The organism is Yersinia sp. 2545 StPb PI, from assembly GCF_052217125.1.
Lineage (GTDB): Bacteria > Pseudomonadota > Gammaproteobacteria > Enterobacterales > Enterobacteriaceae > Yersinia > Yersinia enterocolitica_E.
In genome coordinates, this window is the sequence record NZ_JAZGPY010000001.1 from 3,048,930 (window position 1) to 3,070,721 (window position 21,792).

Sequence of the window (21,792 nt, forward strand, 5' to 3'; positions counted from 1 at the left end):
TCATGTATATGGGGGAAACTGCTATCAAGGTATTAGATCCCACCAGCAGGAAATGTAGTGAAGATGTAAAATCTGTTTCCTGTTAAATCTTCATTTTTTTAAAAACATAAATAAAATTCATGTAATACAGCATGCTGATTATTGCACCAATACCTTAAATAACAATTACCTCAACCTACATGAGTTCCGGGAGCCTTAAATGAAAAAATTGAGTGTGAAAACCCTGTTGGCAGCCAGTCTGTTCAGCATGATGGTGTGCTCGGGCAGTGCACTGGCGCAGGAAGTCGAAGTGGTTAATATCTCAAAAATCGCCGGTATGCCGTGGTTTAACCGCATGGGCGAAGGTGTGGATCGCGCCGGTAAAGATCTGGCTATCAAAGCCTATCAAATCGGCCCTTCCAGTACCGATGCCCCGCAACAGGTTAAAATTATCGAAGACTTAATCGCGAAAAAAGTTAGTGCTATCAGTATTGTGCCCAACGATGCCGATGTACTGGAACCGGTATTCAAGAAAGCCCGTGAGGCCGGTATTGTGGTGTTAACCAACGAATCTCCAGGGCAACCCAGCGCCAACTGGGATATCGAAATCATCGATAACGCCAAATTTGCCGCAGATAACGTAGAAGAGATGGCAAAAGCCATGGGTGGTAAAGGTGGCTATGTGATTTATGTCGGCAGCCTGACGGTACCACAGCATAACCTGTGGGCCGATCTGTTTGTTAAATATCAGAAAGAGCACTACCCCGATATGTTTGAGGTGACCAGCCGCATGCCTGTTGCCGAGAGTATTGATGATTCACGCCGTACCACGCTCGATTTAATGAAAGCGCACAGTGACCTGAAAGGTATTGTCGCCTTCGGTTCGCAAGGTCCGATCGGTGCTGGCCGTGCCGTGAAAGAGAAACGTGCGAAAAACAACGTCCATGTGTTCGGTATGATGATCCCTTCACAGGCTGCATCCTTGATTAAAAGCGGTGATATCGCAATGGGCGTGACCTATGACCCAGGTTCTGCCGGTTATGCACTGACCGCAGTGGCGGATAAAGTGCTGAAAGGTGAAAAAATTGAGTCAGGTATGGAAATTCCTGGCGTGGGTAAAGCTGAAGTTGACCAAGATAAGCATCTGATCCAGTTCCACAATGTATTACGGGTAACCAAAGACAACGTGGATTCGCTGTATTGATTCACTAAGTTATTGCGGAGCCGGACGCCCTGTCTGGTTCCGCAATTAATTAATTAAGAATCAAAAGGACACAGGATATATGCAGCCATTTATTACCCTGGAAAATGTTAGTAAGACCTTTTATGGCGTCAAAGCGCTAAATAAAGTGGCTATGACCCTGTTACCCGGTGAAGTACATTGTCTTGCAGGGCAAAACGGGTGTGGCAAATCGACCCTCATCAAGATTATTTCCGGTGTCTATCAGCCCGATGCTGATGCCACGATTACCATTGATGGCAAAACTTACTCAAGCCTGACCCCGATTGAATCCGTTCGCTTAGGGATTCAGGTAATTTATCAGGATTTGTCGTTATTCCCGAACCTGACTGTGGCTGAGAATATCGCCATGAACCATTATCACCATCACCTGTGGGTGGACAAACGCCAGATGCGCGCCACGGCTGAGCAGGTGATCAGCAGCATTGATGCGCATCTCAATCTGGATGAACTGGTTGAGAATTTGCCCATCGCCCAGAAGCAACTGGTGGCTATTTGCCGTGCCTTGGCACAGGATGCCCGGTTGATTGTGATGGATGAGCCTACCGCCTCCCTCACCCGACAAGAAGTTAATGGCTTGCTGCGGGTGGTACATGAACTGAAATCACGCAATATCTGCGTAGTCTTTGTCAGCCACCGATTAAGTGAAGTGTTGGAGATTTCAGACCGCATCACGGTGCTAAAGGATGGTGATTGGGTTGGCACTTACCCGGCCACCGAAGTGGACAACCAGCGACTGGCGTGGCTGATGACCGGCATGAAATTTGATTTTCAGGTGCTACCGCCCTACAGTGCCGCCCACCCGCCGGTGCTGGCCGTGGAGGAGCTTTGCCGTAGTAATGAATATCACAACATCTCATTGACGCTGCATCCGGGGGAAATTGTCTCGTTGGTGGGCCTGCTCGGTTCTGGCCGCACTGAACTGTGTCTTAGTTTATTCGGTTTGACCTCGCCGGAGTCAGGCACCATCCGAATTAACGATAAACCGATGTATTTCAGCAGTAACCGTGATGCTATTGCGGCGGGGGTCGGTTATGTGTCAGAAGACCGAATGAGCACCGGGCTGATTATGGAACAATCCATTCGTGACAATATCAGTGCCACTGTTCTGCATCGCCTGAAAAACGTGTTCCATCTGATGCGTAGTGAGCGGGTCGATACGCTGGTCGAGGATATGGTGAAACACCTGTCGATCAAAATCGGCAACAGCGACCTTCCAGTCAATACGCTGTCTGGCGGCAATGCGCAGCGCATTGCTATCGCTAAATGGCTGGCAACCGATCCGCAAATTTTGATCCTTGACTCCCCCACCGTAGGTGTGGATATCGCTAACAAAGCCGGTATCTATAATATTATCAATGCATTGGCAGCTCGCGGTATCGCAGTGTTAATGGTCTGTGATGAAATTGATGAAGCTTATTTCAATAGCCACCGTATTTTAGTGATGCGGGCCGGGCGACTGGTACAAGAGTTTTTACCGGGTAACAGTAGCGAAGCAGCCATTGCGGAGGTAGTAAATGGCTAACCCCCATGCAGTTAATAAATCTGCGGTAGGTAAAACAGGTTTATTCAATAAAGAACAACTAAAACGCCATGAAGTGATGCTGGCATTCACTATTTTGCTTATTTCGACTTATCTTGCGTTCACCAGCCCGGATTTTCTGACCCTTGCCAATATTTATGATCTGATAAATAACTATGCCATGTTAACCATTTTGGCCTGTGGCTTATTTATCGTATTGATTTCTGGCGGTATTGATATTTCATTCCCGGCGATGACCATTATTTCGCAATATGTCATGGTGACATTAATTGTGAAGTTTGGTGGCAACTTCCCGGTAGCTTTTGCGCTGGCTGGTGGTATCGGCCTACTTTTGGGCTTGGTTAATGCCCTGCTGGTTAACCGCTTACGCGTACCGTCGATCATTATCACCATTTCCACACTGAATATTTTCTATGGCTTACTGTTGTATCTCAGCCGTGGTGTTTGGCTGTATAGCTACCCTGAATGGTTTGAACACGGGCCAATGCTGTTCGCCTTTACCGCTGCCGATGGTTATGACTACGGCCTGTCGCTCCCTATTCTAACGCTGCTAATTACCATTATTGTTACCGCTCTACTGATGACCCGCACCAGTATTGGCAGGCAAATCTATGCCTTAGGGGGCAATCAGGAAGCGGCGTCACGCATGGGGTTCAGTATTCTCAAACTGCAACTGTTCGTGTATGGCTATATGGGCTTTTTGTCCGGCATCGCCGGCGTAGTACAGTCTTATACCGTATTAACCGTAGCGCCTGATTCATTACTGGGCTATGAGCTTACAGTGCTGGCAGCCGTGGTGCTCGGCGGTACCAGTATTGTGGGTGGCCGTGGAACACTTACCGGTACCTTGCTGGGGGTGATTTTGCTGGCAATATTACAAAATGGTTTGAATTTACTGAGCATTTCGTCGTACTGGCATACCGTGGTTATCGGGCTGGTAATTGTCATCAGTATCAGTGTGACGGCCTGGGGCCAACGCCATAAGGTAGGGATATAACCATGTCGAAAACAACGCAACGTGATCATACCGAACGCTGGCTGGTTGCCCTGCTGGTGCTGGTCGGCGTAGGATTCAGCCTATTTATTCCACAGGTATTTTGGTCGGCGGCTAACTTCCAATCCATCGCTTCGCAAATCCCTGTCGCGGGGGTATTAACTCTGGCAATGGCGATTACTATGCTGACCGGTGGGATTAACTTATCGATTATTGCTACCGCGAATGCCAGCGCCCTGGTGATGGCATGGGTTTGTACCCATCTTGCGCCAACGTTCAGTTCAATGATGTTGATGTTACTGGCGGGTGCCTCGGTAGCATTGGTTGTGGGGCTTATCAACGGGATACTTATCTCGGTGGTACGAGTATCCCCTATTCTGGCCACTCTGGGCATCATGACGTTGCTCAAAGGCGTGAATGTACTTATCTCCAAAGGTTCGGCTATCTCAAACTTCCCGAACTATGTACTGGCACTGGATCGCAGCAACTTTCTCGGTGTGCCAGTGCCACTTTATCTGTTCGTCGCGGTAGCACTGACCATCTGGCTGATTCTGGCTAAAACACCATTGGGCCGCCAAATCTATTTGTCCGGTTCTAATGAGAAAGCCACCTTCTTCTCTGGGATTAACACGCGCCGCACACTGGTTTGGGTGTATGTAATTTCATCTTTACTGTGTGCGGTAGCGGCCTTATTAATGATGTCAAAACTGAACTCAGCCAAAGCATCCTACGGTGAGTCGCTGTTGCTGATCACTATTTTGGCAACCGTACTGGGTGGGGTAAATCCCGATGGTGGATTTGGCAAAGTATTCGGCATTGTACTGGCGCTGTTCCTGCTGCAAATGCTGGAAAGCGGGTTGAATATCATGGGTGTCAGTAGTTATATCACTATGGCGCTGTGGGGCTCGTTACTGCTGGCGTTTATCTTTGTCAAAGGTGCGAAAATCCCAGCGTTTAGTTTCTTGCGGCAGAACAAACCGTCAAGTTAGGGCCATTTTAGCCAAAAGAAAAGGCTGGCAATTGATGCCAGCCTTTCTCTTAATAGCGTTAAAATAAGCTATTAAACCGTGGTGAAGTTACTTAACTTCGCCCATCGCTTTCAGTTTTTTCGACAATTCACGACGTTCTTTAGACAGATCGGCATTTTTGATGGTGTAATCATCAACACGATCTTCATAAGCAGTACGCATGTCCGCGATAATGGCCTGAATTTCTTCAATACTCATCCCTGGCTTGATGTAATCACTCAGGTTATCGAGCAACAGAACGCGTTTTTGGTTATCACGGATTTTCTTTTCGTTATCAACGATTTCACGCTGCAACTTGTTTTTGCGACGAAACATACGCACAAACTCCAAAACGTCCTGGAAAGTCGGCTTAATTGCATTATCCATTTTTACACCTTCACTTAAGTTTTACACAAATTCAATTGCTGGTGACCAGGCTACCTGCACCATACCGCTTTGTCGTACCTGGTGACAAGATTCATTGGCTTATCTTACCTGCTTTACCCGCCAGACAGAAATTTCATCTGCCTTTAGCGGCGAGAGATCACCTGCGCAACGTCATATTAATCAGATCGTCGAGTTCCTCAAGCTGTTTGGTTAGCTCCATACTCAGCCAAACATAGCCATAAATGGGCGTTTCTACCTGCTGCCCCTGCGTTACCGCCAGCATCAATGATTTCAGTTCGGCCGCAATTTCACTTAACTCGGCGGCAACCTCTCGCTCACGTGCTGGTGAGCCATCACGCAAACTGTCACTCAACGTATTCAGAGTGCGAATAGTCATCAGTTGGGTGCTGCGTAACCCTTTAGCATTAAGCATAATAAAATGGCTTTCACGTGACGACCAGTAAGCATCCACCAGCAATTCCAGTGTGCATATTAAATTCCGGCTCAATGTTTGGATGGCTTCAAAAACATCTTTATTAATATGGGATTCTTTACTGGCAGGAGCAATAAAAGTGCGCATTTTAACCGACTGACTCAGGACGGTTTTCAATTTAGGTTCTAATCGTGGGCGTTCGACCACATTCGGTGACAGGTAAGCGGCATAGACCTGGCTGATAGCACGCAGATTATCGCTCATCTGCATGCGCCAATGCGTAAAGGCGCGTTGTGGGTAAACACTGGTAAAGACTAACGCCAGCAGGGAGCCAAAAATAACATCGCCACTACGCCACAGTGCGGTATTCATATCACCCGGCGCAGATCCACAAACTACCGCCAGCGTGATACCAATCAAGAGTGCCATATAGGGCCGTTTACCCAACGTCAAATAGCCGCACAGAAACATGATAACCCCGCACCAGACCAGCATGAACGTCAGCGAATAGGATTCAAGATAGAGGGCAATCAGGCCAGATATCGCGCCAAACACCGTGCCGCCAATACGTTGCATCGCTCGGGATAACACATTTCCCCAGTAAGATATCGGCCCCATAACCACGACCAGCGTGATCAACGGCCAGGTGCCTTCTGGGATGGCCAATAAGCGAATAATCAGGAAAGTTAAGATAAATGCCAGCGTAATTCGCAAAGCATGCGTAAGGCGATAGTGACTATAAATCAAGTTATCCAGTGGCGAGATTTTTTTATTCAAGCGCACAATATACCTACGTCCAATAAAACACTAAAACCTAAGTTTAGCTGAGTTATAACCGGCTGGCACGGGGTTAAAAGTTTGCAAAAGTAGCGAATAATCAGTGACGAGACATAAACGGGAAAAGTTATTCCCCGCAGTCTGTCGTCACGCGGGGAGAGATGCTTACTTAAAATCAACCGCCATTTGTTGCTGGATAGTTATTCCATAGCTGGACTCCACACAACAGGCAATATAATCGGTGAAGCGTGGTGATCTTGCCATACCCAAACTGAGCAGGCGTTCATTACTGAACCGCACATTTAACACGGCAAAAGAGCCATATAAACGCATGGCTTTCAACATTAAGCGCTCATTGCAGGGGCCGAAAATGCTTTTTAGTTGGTTACGCATCTGCACCAAAGCACCGTAATCTACCTGGCAATAATCTGTACCCATCGGTTTTTGCCGTGCCGCCGAGGACATGGCTTGATCAATTTCGGCAAAACTGACGCTGTCTTTTTCTCCGGCAGAAATATGATAAATATTTTCGGTCAAGTGGGGATGGAACAAAATACACAACAGAGCATCCGCACAATAATCGACCGGGATAACGTCGATATAGTCATCCAATGAGCACATAAACTTACGCAGCATTAATGCCATGCGAAATACCCAGAAAATACTGCTAGAGGGCTGACACCCCAAACGGGTATGCCCAACGACAATCGATGGCCGGGCTAATACCAGCGGTAAATTCGGGCATTGCTCTGCCAACAATCGCTCAATAGCTGATTTGGACTTGGTATATTCCACTAAATGCGCATCATCTTGCGCTGATAATACTTGCTCGCTAACCACCGTTCCGGCATCTGGTGTGCACGACATGGCGGTACCCACGTGGATAAAGCGCTGTAAACCCACTACATTTGCCATTCTTTTGCCAAATGCCAGAGTGCCGTCTACATTTACTTTCCAGATTAAGGGATTATTACCAAATGACGCGACAGCAGCACAGTTAATAACATGGGTCACATCATCAATACGTGGGTCATTAATAAAGCTATCCGGCTCTGCCAAATCGCCTAATAAAATATGGTTGATATTTATTTTATTCAGCCGCTGACTGGGGAGATAAAATTTCGCCAGATTTTCACGGATGCGGTTTAGCCCCTGCTCTAGCGTAGTCGCCCGTACTAATAATAAATAATTAAAATCGGCGTCTGCCAACAATAACTTTTCAAGCACTGCCCCGCCCAGAAACCCTGTTGCGCCGGTTAGCAGAAGTTTTTTCACTATGAGTCCTACCGTGTCATTTAGTAGGCGAATTGTATGAATAGCTGAGTAAACGGTAGGTAAATACTAATTAGATCGACATGTTTCTGGCAAAACATAAGTATGTCGAAATAAATCCTGACGTCTCGGCGCACCTGAAATGATATTCTAACACTAACGTTATTGGTCACTGCGGCTTACCACCAAAACGGTGGCCCATCACTAAAGAATGACCATAGTAAAAAGGGTTAAACCGAATAATGTCAGATAAAAATAAGCAACCTACTTTCTACATTCACGATTACGAGACCTTTGGTCAGCGTCCGGCATTGGACCGGCCGGCCCAGTTTGCCGGGGTGCGCACCGATTTGGATTTCAATATTATCGAAGAGCCATTGGTCATTTACTGTGCTCCCGCCGATGACTATTTGCCACAGCCAGAGGCTGTGATGATAACCGGTATCACGCCACAGCATGCCTTAGCCAATGGCGTGAATGAGGCGGAATTTGCCCGCCAAATCCATCAGGCTTTCAATGTGCCGGGCACTTGTATCCTCGGTTACAACAATATTCGTTTTGATGATGAAGTCAGTCGCAATATTTTCTACCGCAATTTTTACGATCCCTATGCCTATAGCTGGCAAGGAGGGAATTCCCGCTGGGATCTGTTAGATGTGATGCGGGCGTGTTACGCCCTGCGCCCAGAAGGTATTGTCTGGCCGGAAAATGAAGATGGCCTGCCGAGTTTCAAGCTTGAGCATCTGACCAAAGCCAATGGTGTTGAGCATTTGCATGCCCATGATGCGATGTCAGATGTGCATGCCACCATTGCGATGGCGAAATTGGTCAAACAGGCGCAACCCCGCCTATTCGACTATTTATATCAACACCGCAGTAAGCATAAAATAAACGCACTGATTGATATCGCGGAGATGACGCCGTTGGTTCATGTCTCCGGCATGTTTGGCGCGGCACGAGGCAATACCAGTTGGGTTGCGCCGCTGGCATGGCATCCTGAGAATAAAAATGCGGTGATTATGTGTGACCTGGCCGGTGATATGTCGCCATTGCTGGCGTTGGATAGCGATACACTGCGCGAGCGTCTATATACCCGCCGCGACAAACTCAATGCACAAGATGCAGCGGTGCCACTGAAACTGGTGCACATCAATAAATGCCCGGTACTGGCTCCCGCTAAAACTTTATTACCGGAAAATGCTGATCGTTTGGGCATTGATCGCCAACGTTGCCTGCAAAATTTGCAATTATTGCGGCAAAATCCGCAAGTACGTGAAAAAGTGGTGGCACTGTTCGCCGAAGCCGAACCTTTTGCGGTATCCGATGATGTCGATGCACAACTGTATAATGGCTTCTTCAGCGATGCCGACCGCGCCACCATGAAGATCATTTTACAAACTGAACCGCAAAACCTGCCCGCACTGGATTTGACCTTTCAAGATCCACGGCTGGAAGCGCTATTTTTCCGCTTTCGCGCCCGTAATTACCCCAATACGCTGACTGACAGTGAGCAACAGCGTTGGCTGGAACATCGCCGCGAAGCCCTCAATCCTGAAAGAGTGCAGGACTACGTGCTGCAACTGGAACAATTCTATAACCAGTATGAAGATGATAAAGAGAAGCTGGCACTGCTGAAAGCACTGTTTGAGTATGCCAGAGGCTTAGTGAGCTAGGGCTGTGGCAGCAAATTATCCAATAAAAAACGGAGCCATCAGGCTCCGTTTTAGTCAGCAATTGCGCAATATTAAATGCGATTACTGTGCCAGTTCGCCATTAAACTGAGGCAGAGCCTGACGGAAAGCACGGGTTTTCCAGACCATATAAGCCAGGCCAATCGCGCCCCACACCAGTCCCAGTGTCATTGAACTGCTTTCCAGATTCATCCACAGCACCCCCACCGTTCCTGCACCAATCATTGGCAGAATCAGGTAGCTGAAATGATCCTTAAACGTTTTGTTACGGCGTTCACGGATATAGAACTGTGAAATCACTGACAGGTTCACGAAGGTAAAGGCCACCAGCGCACCGAAGTTAATCAATGCGGTCGCCGTCACCAGATCAAAGGAAATAGCAGACAATGCCACGCCACCAACCAACAGTACGTTGATTGCCGGAGTCCGCCATTTCGGGTGTACGTAACCAAATATTTTTTCTGGGAATACCCCATCGCGGCCCATCACATACAGCAGACGCGAAACGCCAGCATGTGCCGCCATCCCTGATGCCAATACCGTGACACAGGAGAAGCACAAGATAACTGACTGGAAGAATTTGCCAGCAACAAACAGCATAATTTCCGGCTGTGACGCATCAGGATCAGTGAAGCGCGAAATATCCGGGAAATAGAGCTGTAAGAAATAAGACACCACAATAAAGATCACGCCGCCAATCAATGCCGTCAAGAAAATCGCTTTCGGGATCACTTTACCGGCATTGGGGGTTTCTTCAGACAATGAACTGATGCCGTCGAAACCCAGGAATGAGAAGCACAGTATCGTGGCCCCAGTTATCATCGGCACCAAATGGGCATTTTCAGAATAGAACGGGCGTGGGCTTACCAATGTGCCCGCACCTTCACCCTGATAAACACCATGAATCAATAGCCCCATAAAGACCACCATGATAGCTACCTGAACCACAACAATAACCGAGTTCAAGTTTGCCACCACGTTGATGCCACGCAGGTTAAACAGCGTCATCAGGCTGACCAGCGCGCCAACAAAAATCCACGATGGCACACCAGGGAAAATCGCTTCGAGGTAAATTTTTGCCAACAGAATATTAATCATCGGCATGAACAGATAGTCCAGCAGTGATGACCAACCCACCATAAAGCCAACATTCGGACTAATGGATTTCTGGGCGTAAGTATACGCCGACCCCGCAGACGGGAAGCGTTTAACCAGTTTGCCATAGCTGATTGCCGTGAACAGCACCGCAATCAACGCAATGGCGTAAGAGGTCGCGACATGACCATCGGTCAAACCGGAAACAATGCCAAAAGTATCGAAAATGGTCATCGGCTGTAAATAAGCCAGACCCATCATCACCACTTGGACCAGTGTCAGTGTTTTTCTGAGTTGGACGCGGTTGTTGGTACCCGTTTGGTTAGTACCGACTGCAACAGTAGCGTTATGCGTCATGATTCAGCCTCCCCATACCTTTAACCCGATTCGCAAGTGTAGCGCACAGGTTAGAGGTGACGGGGAAACTTCGTATCTGCCTGGGATACGTAAGTGGGGAAATAAGAGCGGAGTAACGGGTATTTGCCATACCTGCTGCGCCATAATCGCTGCATGTGCAGCGCATACCGGTGGGCACCGGTGCCAGTGTGAATAATTGCCCCATCTTTCTTTCCTCATAACGGCGATTTCAGTATGTGAATAATCGCTCGCGGACCTGTTTATCTATCCGGATCGTTGTCCGGCCTCTTGATTTGTGAAAACATGAATGCAAAAAAATAACCGACGCGTTTAAACGTCGGTTATTGCATGGCGCGTATTCTGCCCTAAGTTGAGAGCAAAAAACAAGATGTTAAAGCACTTGAAACAATATTCTTATGACAGTTTGATCTAAACGGCTATTCCCGCGTGCTATCAGCGCTGAGCGGCCATTTCTACTCGCTCAATTGCCGCCCACAGTTTGTCTGAATTCAATGCAATAGGCAGATAATGAATTGATTCACTCGGCTTCAGAATTCGACCAATCACCCGCTCAATAGCATCACGATCATTAATATCAACATCCAGCGCCGCTAAATGGGTTGGCAAACCCAACTTTTTAAACGCCACAATCAATGACTGTAATGCCTCATCCTGCTCCAGCAGGGCTGTCTGGACCAAAATCCCATAGGCCACTTTGGTGCCATGCAGAAAATGTTCGGTTTGGGGCAACAGAGTCAGGCCATTGTGCACTGCATGTGCCGCCGCCACCCGGGTATAACGCTCCCCCAACCCACCGACCATGCCGCCCCCGGCAATAATCGCATCCACCACATCCAGAAAGTCCTGTGTCAGTTCAACTTGCTTAACCGCTCGTAACGCGGCTTCACTTTGCTTTAGCAGCACATTACTAATATCCAACGCAGCCTGTAATCCGAGGCGAACAGTGAGAGATAAAGTTTCCGGCTGTGGGCTAAGTACCACGGCTTCGTACCATTTTGCCAAGGTATCGCCAATACCTGCCAGCAGATATTCCACCGGTGCTTGCAAAATGATGCGCGGTTCAACTAAGACTAAGTAATTAGCATCTTTGAAAATTTCAAAATTCAGTGCCTGCCCGGCGTCGCTATACCAGACGGAGAGTGGCGTCCAGGCGGCGCAGGTTGCGGCGATAGTCGGGATAGCGACCAGTGGCAACCCCAGCTTACGTGCCACCACTTTCGCGGTATCCAATACTGCCCCACCGCCGATACCGATCACCACCTGGCGATCACTGCCCGCTGTTTTCACCAAATCCGCAACAGTAGACTCACTGCAATGGGTTGAAAACGCAGCACGCACCGCTTGCGGCCCGTGGAACGCGGCGGGTAAGTAATCACTGGCTGCCGCCAAAGCACGCTCACCAAAGATCCACAGTGCCTTATCCAGGGCCGCCGGAGGGTAGAACTCACTCAGTTTGTCGATAGCACCCGGAAAAGAAAAATAGTTGGCCGGACCTACCTGTACCCGGATTGCATTCGTGCTCATCGCGCGTTCCTTTTAAATTACGTTCTTATCGCTGTTTTTCTCATCTTAAGGGGTAAGCTAGCAATGTTTAATAATTTTTTGATATACCTTAACTACTTTAGTTTGTTGCGAATAATAGAAACTGTGTTAAAAAAGAAAGCTATCAGCAGCATTATTGACTGCCTGTTTCTCCGGTTGATTGACCTGAGAAAAATCGTAAGCCTATTTCTGAATAGCAAAAAGGGGTAGGTCGCCAAAATACTTTATAGGGCAGTCACAGAAATTTATGTCCAGCATCAGTTCCTCCCGCCTTGAGATGCGCAATATCTCTATTTCGTTTTCTGGATTCCATGCACTACAACAAGTTGATTTTACACTAGAAGGTGGTTCCACCCATGCACTGGTCGGTGCTAATGGTGCAGGAAAATCAACCTTGATGGCTATTCTTTCCGGCGCTCACAGTCACTATCGTGGTGAGATCTATATTGATGGCCAACAGGTAGATATTCATTCCCCCCGACAAGCTAAGCAACAGGGTATCCATGTGGTTCAGCAAGAGGTTGATGTCGCGCTGATCCCCACCCTGTCTGTGGCGGAAAATATTATGCTGGATACGCTGGCGGAGCAGGGACATCTGTTTAACTGGCCGCAGCTTTACCGTCAGGCAGAAGCGCTACTCGGGCAACTTGATGTTAAATTAAATGTGCGCCAACGTCTGGAATCCTGCACGCTGGCAGAGAAACAACAGGTGTTATTAGCCCGCGCCCTTTCCCACCAATGCCGTTTCCTGATTTTAGATGAACCTACCGCACCACTGGATCAAGAAGAGAGCGCGCGCTTGTTCCGCGTAGTCCGCCGTTTGCAATCGGAAGGCATGGCAATCGTTTTCATTTCACATCGCATCCATGAATTACGCGAAATTTGCGATCAATTAACGGTGTTACGTGATGGGCGGCGTGTCAGCCATGATGCCATGGGTGAGCTAAGCGGCGAGCAGATTGTGGAAAAAATGCTTGGCCATACGCTGGATGATATCTTCCCCCCTCGACGAGCGGCGGTCAGCCGTAAAACACTGCTGGCAGTACGTGGTTTACATGATCAACACAAATTGCGCGATATTTCCCTGACACTGCATGAAGGCGAAATTCTGGGTATTGCTGGGTTAGCCGGTGCGGGGAAAACCGAACTGTGCAAAGCGTTGTTTGGCGCAACACCCAGCCGTGTCGACAGTGGCGAATTACAAGGGAAAGACTGGAAACCACGCTCGCCCGACCAATCTGTCGCACAAGGATTGGCATTGGTACCGGAAGAGCGGCGCAAAGAAGGTATTTTTATCCACGAAGGGATTGCGATGAATCTCAGTGTGGCGGCCGATGACAGTTTTTCCCGCTGGAGTATTTTTAGCCGCCGTCAGGAGCTAAATTGGGCCAAAGAGTTAATTCAGCGTCTTGGGATACGTACCTCTTCACCACAACAGAAACTCGCGCGCCTATCGGGAGGCAATCAGCAGAAAGTGGCGATCGGCAAGTGGTTGCGCGGTGATGCGCAGGTACTGATTTTTGATGAACCGACTAAAGGTGTCGACATCAAAGCCAAGCAAGACCTGTTCACTCTGATTGACGCTTTAGCACAGAGTGGGAAAGGCATTATTTATGCATCCGGTGAATTCTCAGAATTGGTCGGTTTATGCTCTCGCATCTGTGTGTTGTGGGATGGGCGTATTGTCGCCGAACTGAACGCCGCCGATGTTGATGAAGAGACATTATTACTACTCTCTACTGGAGGAACCCCTCAGTGAACAAAGAAATCCCCCTAGCCGACGCACAACCATGGCGTCATCAGCTCTTTGATTTTCTCTACAAATGGGGGATGTTACTCACCGTTGTGGCGCTAATCGCGTTATTTGGCTTGGCATCGGATAACTTCCTCGATCCAAACAATATTATCAATATTTTGCGCTCTATCGCCATCGTGACGGTGATTGCCATTGGAGTGTCAATTTCGCTGTCGATTGGTGGTTTTGATCTGTCGGTGGGTTCCACCGCTTCGTTGGCCAATGCCATCGTGGTATCGCTATTTGTCTGGTACGGTTTTGGTACCACTGGCGCCATTATTTTAACGCTACTGATTTGTACCTTGGTCGGCCTGTTTAACGCGTTTCTGATCGTGGTACTGAAGATCCCTGACATGCTGGCCACCCTTGCCAGTCTATTTGTGATTCAGGGCGTGGCGATGACCTACAGTTATGGCGGGTCTATCACGCAAAATATGTTGCTACCCAGCGGCGATATGGCGGAAGGCGTCATTCCTGAGATGTTTTCAGCGCTGGGCCAAGTGCCGGTAATTGTGCTGATTATGCTGGCGGTGACAATTGTAGTGCAGTTGTATCTGTCGCTAACCAAGCATGGCCGGCGCATGTATGCAATTGGGGGTAATCCAGAAGCGGCTCGATTAGCGGGTATCCGTACCGTGCGTTATCGGGTGCTGGCCTATGTGCTCTCTTCCCTGTTAGCGGCACTGGGTGGCATTCTGCTGGCATCACGTATCGGCTCGTCGCAGGTGAACGCCGGGGGGGGCTACCTAATGGATGCCGTGGCAGCAGCGTATATCGGTTTCTCTTTGGCCGGTTCTGGCAAGCCTAATGCTTTTGGCACCTTAATTGGCGCGGTGATCTTAGGTGTATTACAAAACGGCCTGGTGATGCTGTCAGTACCTTATTATGCCATGGATATCATCAAAGGGCTGGTATTGGCAATGGCGCTGGCGCTGACCTATATCCATCAAAAGCGGTGATAGGGCGCGAGATAAGTGAGTGAAAGGGCGAGCCGCGCCTAGGGGCCCTCTTATATTTGATGTTTATTTCGAATGTTTTATCGACTCATACATTCAAGGCGTAGCGAGCTAAGTCAGACTGAGTGCGTACAGCGCGCAGTACCCGGAGCATACACGCAGTATGTGAGGAGTACGAGCACTGCACAATCTCAGTATGACAACGCGCAGTAGCCGATAAGATAATTAATTCAAAGGCATTCGATTTGGGTCTGGATATTGATACTCAAACCCCAGCTCGCTACAAATTTTGCTGCCATCAATCTCACGTGGTGCTTCCTCAATATCCTCGGCAGCAAACTCCGGTGGCGTCAATTGTAATGCTCGCGCGCACTCAGGATAGAAATCACGCTTGGCGGGATGGTGTGGTGCACACAAATTATAAATATGGCCGCCCCTTGGCAGCTTAAGCAACAACTCGATGGCTGAAATAACATCTTCCTGATGCACCAGATTAACCCCCAATGAGCCGCCTTTCACACCGCATTTCCCTGCCAGAAAACGGCCAGGATGGCGATCGGTGCCCACTAGCCCGGCAAGGCGCAAGATATCCACCGAGGTATTGGGTAACTTATGCAACCAAAGCTCTAGCTCCATCAGCGTTTTACCGGCAGTGGTCACCGGTTGTAGCGGTGAACTCTCTTTGATTCGGCCACGGGTTTCGCCATACACCGAGGTAGAACTGGTAAAAATAATGCGCGGCATACCGAAAGCCAATGCGCTATCGACCACCATCTGTACCGCCTGAAGATATTGTTCCCCACGTTCGGCGGTGCGGCTGGCAGGTAAGGTAATGACCAAAGCATCAGCGGTCATCAGTTGCTCCAGATCGTCTGGATAGCAAATCAGTTCTGGTGTCAGTTGCAATTGAAAACAATCAACTCCGCTCATTCTGGCGGCATCGACACCATCTGACGTAGTCTTACTGCCAACCACTTGTATTCCACGACGGATTAATGATTGCGCCAATGGCATCCCCAGCCAGCCCAACCCAATAATGGCTACTTTCTTCATTTCAATTGCTCTCCACGGATTCATACCGATAACCTATACCCTAAATAATTCGAGTTGCAGGAAGGCGGCTAATACACATGCAGCTTGAAGTATGACGGGTGTATACCGATAACACACGTAATACACATAAGTTACGCCAACTACTGTTACCTAACAATTACTCTCTATTATGGGCCTCTTTCTATAAATCGGTGTAATGACGCTGGGTAAATATTTCATGCTTATACTGACATAAAACAAAGTGATAATGACTAAGTAGAAAACCATTACTGGTTGATAAGCCGCACCCTTCCAGGGTGAAATAAATGCATCAGGCGAAAAAAAGGTTGCGCGCTACCGAGCAGATGGTTTAGGTTGATTGACAGAAGTTATGCCACGTATGGCTATATGTATACATCAAGGCTATTTTGATTTGCTCAAAACCGCCCAAACAGAGAAATTATTATGAACTGCGTTCAATTTAATCACCATCATCACCATCATCCTGACTAGTCTTGCAGGCCGATGTGTGCTGGAAGACGGTTAACGAATCTTCCAGGTGGCGGTAGAACGCAATAGAGAAAGCCCTCGGAAGATTATCTTCCGAGGGCTTTTTTGTTGCTCATCATTTTATATGATTAATTAATAGATTGAGGATTTACCATGCTGGATAAAACACGTTTACGCATTGCGATGCAGAAATCAGGCCGCCTGAGTGATGATTGCCATGAATTGTTATCGCGCTGCGGGATTAAAATCAATTTGCAACAACAGCGCCTGATCGCTTTTGCAGAAAATATGCCAATCGATATCCTGCGAGTACGTGATGACGATATCCCAGGACTGGTGATGGATGGGGTGGTTGATCTAGGGATTATTGGCGAAAACGTGCTGGAAGAAGAGTTACTGAGCCGCCGTGCTCAAGGCGAAGATCCCCGTTACTTCACATTACGCCGCTTGGATTTCGGTGGCTGTCGCCTCTCACTGGCAGCATCACTGGATACCGAGTATACCGGCCCGCAATGTCTGCAAAATAAGCGCATCGCCACCTCTTACCCGCACATCTTAAAGCAATACTTAGACAAACAAGGGGTTACCTTTAAATCCTGTTTATTGAACGGTTCCGTTGAAGTAGCACCACGTGCCGGTTTGGCGGATGTTATCTGTGATTTGGTATCAACCGGTGCCACGCTGGAAGCCAACGGCCTGCGCGAAGTTGAAGTCATTTACCGCTCCAAAGCGTGCCTGATTCAGCGTGATGGCGAAATGCCAGCCGATAAGCAACAACTGATTGATCGCCTGATGACCCGTATTCAAGGTGTGATTCAAGCACGTGAATCCAAATACATCATGATGCATGCACCTAGTGAACGTTTGGACGAAATCATTACGCTGCTACCCGGTGCCGAGCGCCCTACTATTCTGCCATTGGCCGGTGATAAGAGCCGTGTCGCCATGCACATGGTCAGTAGCGAGACGCTGTTCTGGGAAACAATGGAAAAGCTGAAAGCGTTAGGTGCCAGCTCCATTCTGGTATTACCGATTGAAAAAATGATGGAGTAACTGATGCAGCCGACGAATTTCAATACCCTAATCGACTGGCAGCAATGCAGTGAAGAGCAGCAAAAGGCACTGCTTAGCCGCCCGGCAATTAATGCCTCTGACAGAATCACCGCAACCGTCAGCGAAATCCTTGATCGGGTGAAAGCCGAGGGTGATAGTGCCTTGCGTGATTTCAGCCAACGCTTTGATACGGCGCAGGTTGCCGATATCCGCATCAGTAGCGATGAGATAGCTGCCGCTGCCGGGCGCTTGAATGACGACATTAAACAAGCCATGGCGCAAGCGGTACGTAATATTGAAACCTTCCACAACGCGCAGAAAATGCCAGTGGTAGATGTTGAAACTCAGCCGGGCGTGCGCTGCCAGCAAATCACCCGCCCGATTGCCTCCGTCGGCTTGTATATTCCCGGTGGTTCCGCCCCGCTGCTGTCTACCGTACTCATGCTCGGTACCCCAGCACGCATTGCCGGTTGCCAGCGGGTCATTTTATGTTCCCCGCCGCCGATTGCCGATGAAATACTGTATGCCGCGCAACTGTGTGGGATTAAAGAAGTGTTCCAGATTGGTGGAGCACAAGCGATTGCGGCCATGGCATTCGGTAGCGAATCAATACCGAAAGTGAACAAGATTTTTGGCCCCGGCAACGCGTATGTCACTGAAGCGAAGCGTCAGGTAAGCCAACGTTTGGATGGTGCTGCAATTGACATGCCGGCTGGCCCGTCAGAAGTGTTGGTTATTGCCGACAGTGGTGCTACACCGGCGTTTATTGCCTCTGATTTGCTGTCTCAAGCGGAGCACGGGCCGGATTCACAAGTGGTATTACTGACCCCGGATGCCGCCATTGCCCAAGCAGTCGCTGTTGAGGTAGAGCAGCAACTTAAATTGTTATCGCGCGCTGATATCGCTCGTCAGGCCCTGGAAAGCAGCCGCTTGATCGTCACCAAAGATTTGCAACAATGTATTGATATCAGTAACCAATACGGCCCAGAACACTTAATTTTGCAAATCCGTCAGCCGGAAGACATTATCGATCAGATTGATAATGCCGGTTCAGTCTTTATGGGTGACTGGTCGCCGGAATCTGCGGGTGATTATGCCTCCGGCACCAACCACGTGTTACCGACTTATGGTTATACCTCAACTTATTCCAGTTTGGGTCTGGCCGATTTTGTTAAGCGAATGACAGTACAGCAATTAACACCGCAGGGCTTGCTGGGTCTGGCTTCGACTATCGAAATTTTAGCGCAAGCCGAACAACTCACCGCCCACAAAAACGCCGTTACCCTACGTGTTGCGGCCTTGACAGCCGCCCAAGAGGAGCAAGCATGAGCCAATCTACCAACGTCACCGATTTGGCCCGTGCCAACGTCCGTGCCCTGACCCCTTATATGTCTGCCCGCCGTTTGGGCGGTAATGGCGATGTATGGCTTAATGCCAACGAATACCCGCTAGCAACCGAATACCAACTTACGACACAAAACTTCAATCGCTATCCAGAATGTCAGCCGAAACAGGTGATTGAGCGTTATGCCGCCTATGCCGGTTTAGAAACTGATCAAGTGTTAGTCAGCCGTGGTGCCGATGAAGGTATTGAGCTGCTGATCCGTGCATTCTGTGAACCAGGTAAGGATGCGATACTCTTCTGCCCGCCAACCTATGGTATGTACGCCGTTAGCGCCGAAACCTTTGGTGTGGAACTGCGTACCGTGCAAACCACCACGGACTGGCAGTTAGATCTACCAGCAATTAAAGAAAACCTGGTTCGAGTGAAATTGATCTATGTTTGCAGCCCAAATAACCCAACTGGCAATTTAATCAACCCAGCCTCTCTGCGTGAAGTGCTGGAACTGGCGCAAGGTCGCGCTATCGTGGCTATCGATGAAGCCTATATCGAGTTCTGCCCACAGGCCTCGGTCAGCGGTTGGCTAAAAGATTATCCGAATTTAGTCATTTTGCGCACCTTATCGAAAGCTTTTGCATTGGCCGGTTTACGTTGTGGCTTTACCTTGGCCAACAGCGATATTATCCAATTGTTGCTTAAAGTGATCGCGCCCTATCCGTTATCTACACCGGTGGCCGATATTGCTGCACAAGCGCTCAGCCCACAAGGTCTTGAGCAAATGCGCCAGCGGGTAAACGAAGTACGAACTAACCGTGCATGGTTACAAAGCGCGCTGCAAGACTGTGCCTGTGTTGAGCAGGTATTTACCAGTGAAAGTAACTATTTACTGGCCCGGTTTACCGCCTCCAGCAGCGTGTTCAAAACACTGTGGGATCAAGGCATCATTCTGCGTGACCAAAATAAGCAACCGGGGTTATCCAACTGCCTGCGCATTACGGTAGGCACCCGTCAGGAATGTGAGCGAGTGATTGCCGCCCTTGCTCCCCTGCCCGGTATTGATAGTCCCAATAGCACTAATACCTCCAGCCTCCGTAAGGAAACGATATGAGCCAGAAATTTCTTTTTATTGACAGAGACGGCACCTTGATTGCCGAGCCACCGGAAGACTTTCAGGTTGACCGGCTGGACAAACTGGCGCTGGAGCCAGAAGTGATCCCGGCCTTGCTGGCACTGCAAAAAGCGGATTATCGTTTGGTGATGATCACCAATCAAGATGGCTTAGGTACTCACAGTTTCCCACAGGAAACGTTTGATCCTCCCCATAACCTGATGATGCAAATATTTAGCTCGCAGGGCGTCAATTTCGAGCAAGTGCTAATTTGCCCGCATCTGCCTGCGGATAATTGTACTTGCCGTAAGCCGAAAACCGCGTTGGTAGAAAGTTATCTGGCTGAAGGCGTGATGAACAGTGCCAATAGCTATGTTATCGGCGATCGCGAAACTGACCTGCAATTGGCTCACAATATGGGCATCAGCGGCTTGCGTTATCAGCGTGATGGTTTGAACTGGTCGCAGATTGCCAAGCAGCTAAGCCAGCGAGACCGTCATGCCTATGTTAACCGTGTCACCAAAGAGACGGCCATTGACGTAAATGTGTGGCTCGATCGCGAAGGGGGCAGCAAGATCAAAACCGGCGTGGGCTTCTTCGACCATATGCTGGATCAAATCGCCACTCACGGCGGTTTCCGTATGGATATTCAGGTCAGCGGTGATCTCTACATTGATGACCACCACACCGTAGAAGATACGGCACTGGCACTGGGCGAAGCGATTAACAACGCGCTCGGTGACAAACGCGGTATCGGCCGTTTTGGTTTTGTCTTACCAATGGACGAGTGCCTGGCGCGCTGCGCGCTGGATATTTCTGGCCGCCCGCATCTGGAATACAAAGCGGAATTTAATTACCAGCGCGTGGGTGACCTGAGCACTGAGATGGTCGAGCACTTCTTCCGCTCCCTCTCCTATGCCATGGCCTGTACTCTGCACTTGAAAACCAAAGGCCGTAACGATCACCACCGGGTCGAGAGCCTGTTTAAAGTGTTTGGTCGTACTTTACGTCAGGCGATCCGTGTTGAGGGCAATACCCTGCCAAGTTCCAAAGGAGTACTGTAATGAATGTGGTGATTCTGGATACGGGGTGCGCCAACCTCTCCTCTGTCACCTATGCGGTGCAGCGTTTGGGGTACGCGCCAGTTATCAGCCGTGACCCTGAGATTGTACTGCGTGCAGATAAGCTTTTCCTGCCAGGTGTCGGTACTGCCCATGCGGCAATGGATCAGTTAAAAGAACGCGAACTTATCGAACTGATTAAGAGCTGTACTCAACCGGTATTGGGTATCTGCCTGGGAATGCAGTTGCTGGCGACCAGCAGCGAGGAGAGTGGCGGTATTGAAACTCTCGGTATTATTGATACGCCGGTAAAACAGATGATGGATTTTGGTTTACCGCTGCCACACATGGGCTGGAATCAGATTACCCCACAGGCGGGTAATCATCTGTTTCGTGGGATCCCGGATGGGACCTATTTCTACTTTGTGCACGGATATGCAATGCCAATATGCCCAGATACCATCGCCCAGGCCAATTACGGCGAGCCATTTACCGCCGCAGTAGAAAAAGACAACTTCTTTGGCGTGCAGTTTCATCCGGAGCGTTCCGGTGCGGCTGGGGCCCAATTGCTGAAAAACTTTCTGGAGATGTGAGCAC

General features: G+C 49.0%; 20 protein-coding genes and 1 other annotated feature. Of the genes, 13 read left to right on the forward strand and 7 right to left on the reverse strand.

Features of this window, described 5'->3' with window-relative positions; translation table 11 throughout:
• Positions 1 to 247: 247 nt before the first annotated feature.
• The 4 genes from V1955_RS14260 to V1955_RS14275 all read left to right on the forward strand — a co-directional run bounded on the left by V1955_RS14260 (position 248) and on the right by V1955_RS14275 (position 4,745).
• Positions 248 to 1,183, forward strand: a complete 936-nt coding sequence (locus V1955_RS14260; protein ID WP_227746594.1) for an autoinducer 2 ABC transporter substrate-binding protein — start codon at positions 248 to 250, stop codon at positions 1,181 to 1,183.
• Positions 1,184 to 1,262: 79 nt separating this feature from the next.
• A complete protein-coding gene (locus tag V1955_RS14265; RefSeq protein WP_193784681.1) occupies positions 1,263 to 2,744 on the forward strand; it encodes a sugar ABC transporter ATP-binding protein in 1,482 nt (493 codons plus the stop codon).
• Positions 2,737 to 3,759 carry an ABC transporter permease gene (locus tag V1955_RS14270; RefSeq protein WP_083159285.1) on the forward strand — a complete coding sequence of 341 codons (1,023 nt, stop codon included), beginning with the start codon at positions 2,737 to 2,739 and terminating at the stop codon, positions 3,757 to 3,759. The genes V1955_RS14265 and V1955_RS14270 overlap by 8 nt, the downstream gene beginning before the upstream one ends.
• 2 nt (positions 3,760 to 3,761) lie before the next feature.
• Positions 3,762 to 4,745, forward strand: a complete 984-nt coding sequence (locus tag V1955_RS14275; protein ID WP_372558478.1) for an ABC transporter permease — start codon at positions 3,762 to 3,764, stop codon at positions 4,743 to 4,745.
• 87 nt (positions 4,746 to 4,832) lie between these two features.
• Here the strand turns inward: V1955_RS14275 and tmaR are convergent, their stop codons facing one another.
• The 3 genes from tmaR to V1955_RS14290 form a co-directional block, all read right to left on the reverse strand.
• Positions 4,833 to 5,150: a PTS system regulator TmaR gene (gene tmaR / locus V1955_RS14280; RefSeq protein WP_005187773.1), complete on the reverse strand. Its 318-nt coding sequence runs from the start codon at positions 5,148 to 5,150 to the stop codon at positions 4,833 to 4,835.
• A gap of 157 nt (positions 5,151 to 5,307) precedes the next feature.
• Positions 5,308 to 6,366, reverse strand: coding sequence for an FUSC family protein (locus V1955_RS14285; RefSeq protein ID WP_083159287.1), 1,059 nt, complete (start codon positions 6,364 to 6,366; stop codon positions 5,308 to 5,310).
• A 159-nt stretch (positions 6,367 to 6,525) separates the two neighbouring features.
• Positions 6,526 to 7,635 carry an SDR family oxidoreductase gene (locus V1955_RS14290; RefSeq protein ID WP_442821071.1) on the reverse strand — a complete coding sequence of 370 codons (1,110 nt, stop codon included), beginning with the start codon at positions 7,633 to 7,635 and terminating at the stop codon, positions 6,526 to 6,528.
• Positions 7,636 to 7,874: 239 nt separating this feature from the next.
• On the opposite strand from V1955_RS14290, the gene sbcB reads away from it, so the two are divergent.
• The gene (sbcB, locus tag V1955_RS14295) at positions 7,875 to 9,305 is read left to right on the forward strand and encodes an exodeoxyribonuclease I (protein WP_372568921.1); all 1,431 of its coding nucleotides are present in this window, start codon (positions 7,875 to 7,877) and stop codon (positions 9,303 to 9,305) included.
• Positions 9,306 to 9,386: 81 nt separating this feature from the next.
• Here the strand turns inward: sbcB and V1955_RS14300 are convergent, their stop codons facing one another.
• From V1955_RS14300 to V1955_RS14310, 3 genes are all read right to left on the reverse strand, one after another.
• The gene (locus V1955_RS14300) at positions 9,387 to 10,775 is read right to left on the reverse strand and encodes an APC family permease (RefSeq protein WP_083159326.1); all 1,389 of its coding nucleotides are present in this window, start codon (positions 10,773 to 10,775) and stop codon (positions 9,387 to 9,389) included.
• Positions 10,765 to 10,980, reverse strand: coding sequence for a hypothetical protein (locus V1955_RS14305; RefSeq protein WP_032906857.1), 216 nt, complete (start codon positions 10,978 to 10,980; stop codon positions 10,765 to 10,767). Before V1955_RS14305 ends, V1955_RS14300 begins: the two co-directional genes overlap by 11 nt.
• Positions 10,981 to 11,228: 248 nt before the next feature.
• Complete coding sequence (locus V1955_RS14310) at positions 11,229 to 12,320, reverse strand: oxidoreductase (RefSeq protein ID WP_442821072.1); 1,092 nt, start codon at positions 12,318 to 12,320, stop codon at positions 11,229 to 11,231.
• A 265-nt stretch (positions 12,321 to 12,585) separates the two neighbouring features.
• Between V1955_RS14310 and V1955_RS14315 the strand changes: the two genes are divergently transcribed.
• Together V1955_RS14315 and V1955_RS14320 are read left to right on the forward strand one after the other, a co-directional pair.
• Positions 12,586 to 14,097: a sugar ABC transporter ATP-binding protein gene (locus tag V1955_RS14315; protein ID WP_083159328.1), complete on the forward strand. Its 1,512-nt coding sequence runs from the start codon at positions 12,586 to 12,588 to the stop codon at positions 14,095 to 14,097.
• Positions 14,094 to 15,092 (forward strand): ABC transporter permease, encoded by a 999-nt coding sequence (locus tag V1955_RS14320; protein WP_050072904.1) that lies wholly within the window; start codon positions 14,094 to 14,096, stop codon positions 15,090 to 15,092. Before V1955_RS14315 ends, V1955_RS14320 begins: the two co-directional genes overlap by 4 nt.
• Positions 15,093 to 15,314: 222 nt before the next feature.
• Here V1955_RS14320 and V1955_RS14325 read toward each other — a convergent pair whose 3' ends face one another.
• Positions 15,315 to 16,142, reverse strand: coding sequence for an SDR family oxidoreductase (locus tag V1955_RS14325; RefSeq protein ID WP_442821447.1), 828 nt, complete (start codon positions 16,140 to 16,142; stop codon positions 15,315 to 15,317).
• Positions 16,143 to 16,586: 444 nt separating this feature from the next.
• Between V1955_RS14325 and hisL the strand changes: the two genes are divergently transcribed.
• The 6 genes from hisL (at position 16,587) to hisH (ending at position 21,788) form a co-directional block, all read left to right on the forward strand.
• The gene (gene hisL, locus V1955_RS14330) at positions 16,587 to 16,634 is read left to right on the forward strand and encodes a his operon leader peptide (protein WP_105877057.1); all 48 of its coding nucleotides are present in this window, start codon (positions 16,587 to 16,589) and stop codon (positions 16,632 to 16,634) included.
• Positions 16,610 to 16,740 (forward strand) — a sequence feature (His leader region). It overlaps the preceding gene by 25 nt.
• A gap of 44 nt (positions 16,741 to 16,784) precedes the next feature.
• Complete coding sequence (hisG, locus tag V1955_RS14335; RefSeq protein ID WP_004388789.1) at positions 16,785 to 17,684, forward strand: ATP phosphoribosyltransferase; 900 nt, start codon at positions 16,785 to 16,787, stop codon at positions 17,682 to 17,684.
• A gap of 3 nt (positions 17,685 to 17,687) precedes the next feature.
• The gene (gene hisD / locus V1955_RS14340; RefSeq protein ID WP_420072877.1) at positions 17,688 to 19,013 is read left to right on the forward strand and encodes a histidinol dehydrogenase; all 1,326 of its coding nucleotides are present in this window, start codon (positions 17,688 to 17,690) and stop codon (positions 19,011 to 19,013) included.
• Positions 19,010 to 20,134 carry a histidinol-phosphate transaminase gene (hisC, locus tag V1955_RS14345; RefSeq protein ID WP_442821073.1) on the forward strand — a complete coding sequence of 375 codons (1,125 nt, stop codon included), beginning with the start codon at positions 19,010 to 19,012 and terminating at the stop codon, positions 20,132 to 20,134. Before hisD ends, hisC begins: the two co-directional genes overlap by 4 nt.
• On the forward strand, positions 20,131 to 21,198 hold the full coding sequence (gene hisB, locus V1955_RS14350; RefSeq protein WP_083159332.1) for a bifunctional histidinol-phosphatase/imidazoleglycerol-phosphate dehydratase HisB: 1,068 nt from the start codon (positions 20,131 to 20,133) through the stop codon (positions 21,196 to 21,198). Before hisC ends, hisB begins: the two co-directional genes overlap by 4 nt.
• Positions 21,198 to 21,788, forward strand: coding sequence for an imidazole glycerol phosphate synthase subunit HisH (gene hisH, locus V1955_RS14355; protein WP_032906852.1), 591 nt, complete (start codon positions 21,198 to 21,200; stop codon positions 21,786 to 21,788). The genes hisB and hisH overlap by 1 nt, the downstream gene beginning before the upstream one ends.
• Positions 21,789 to 21,792: the final 4 nt, after the last annotated feature.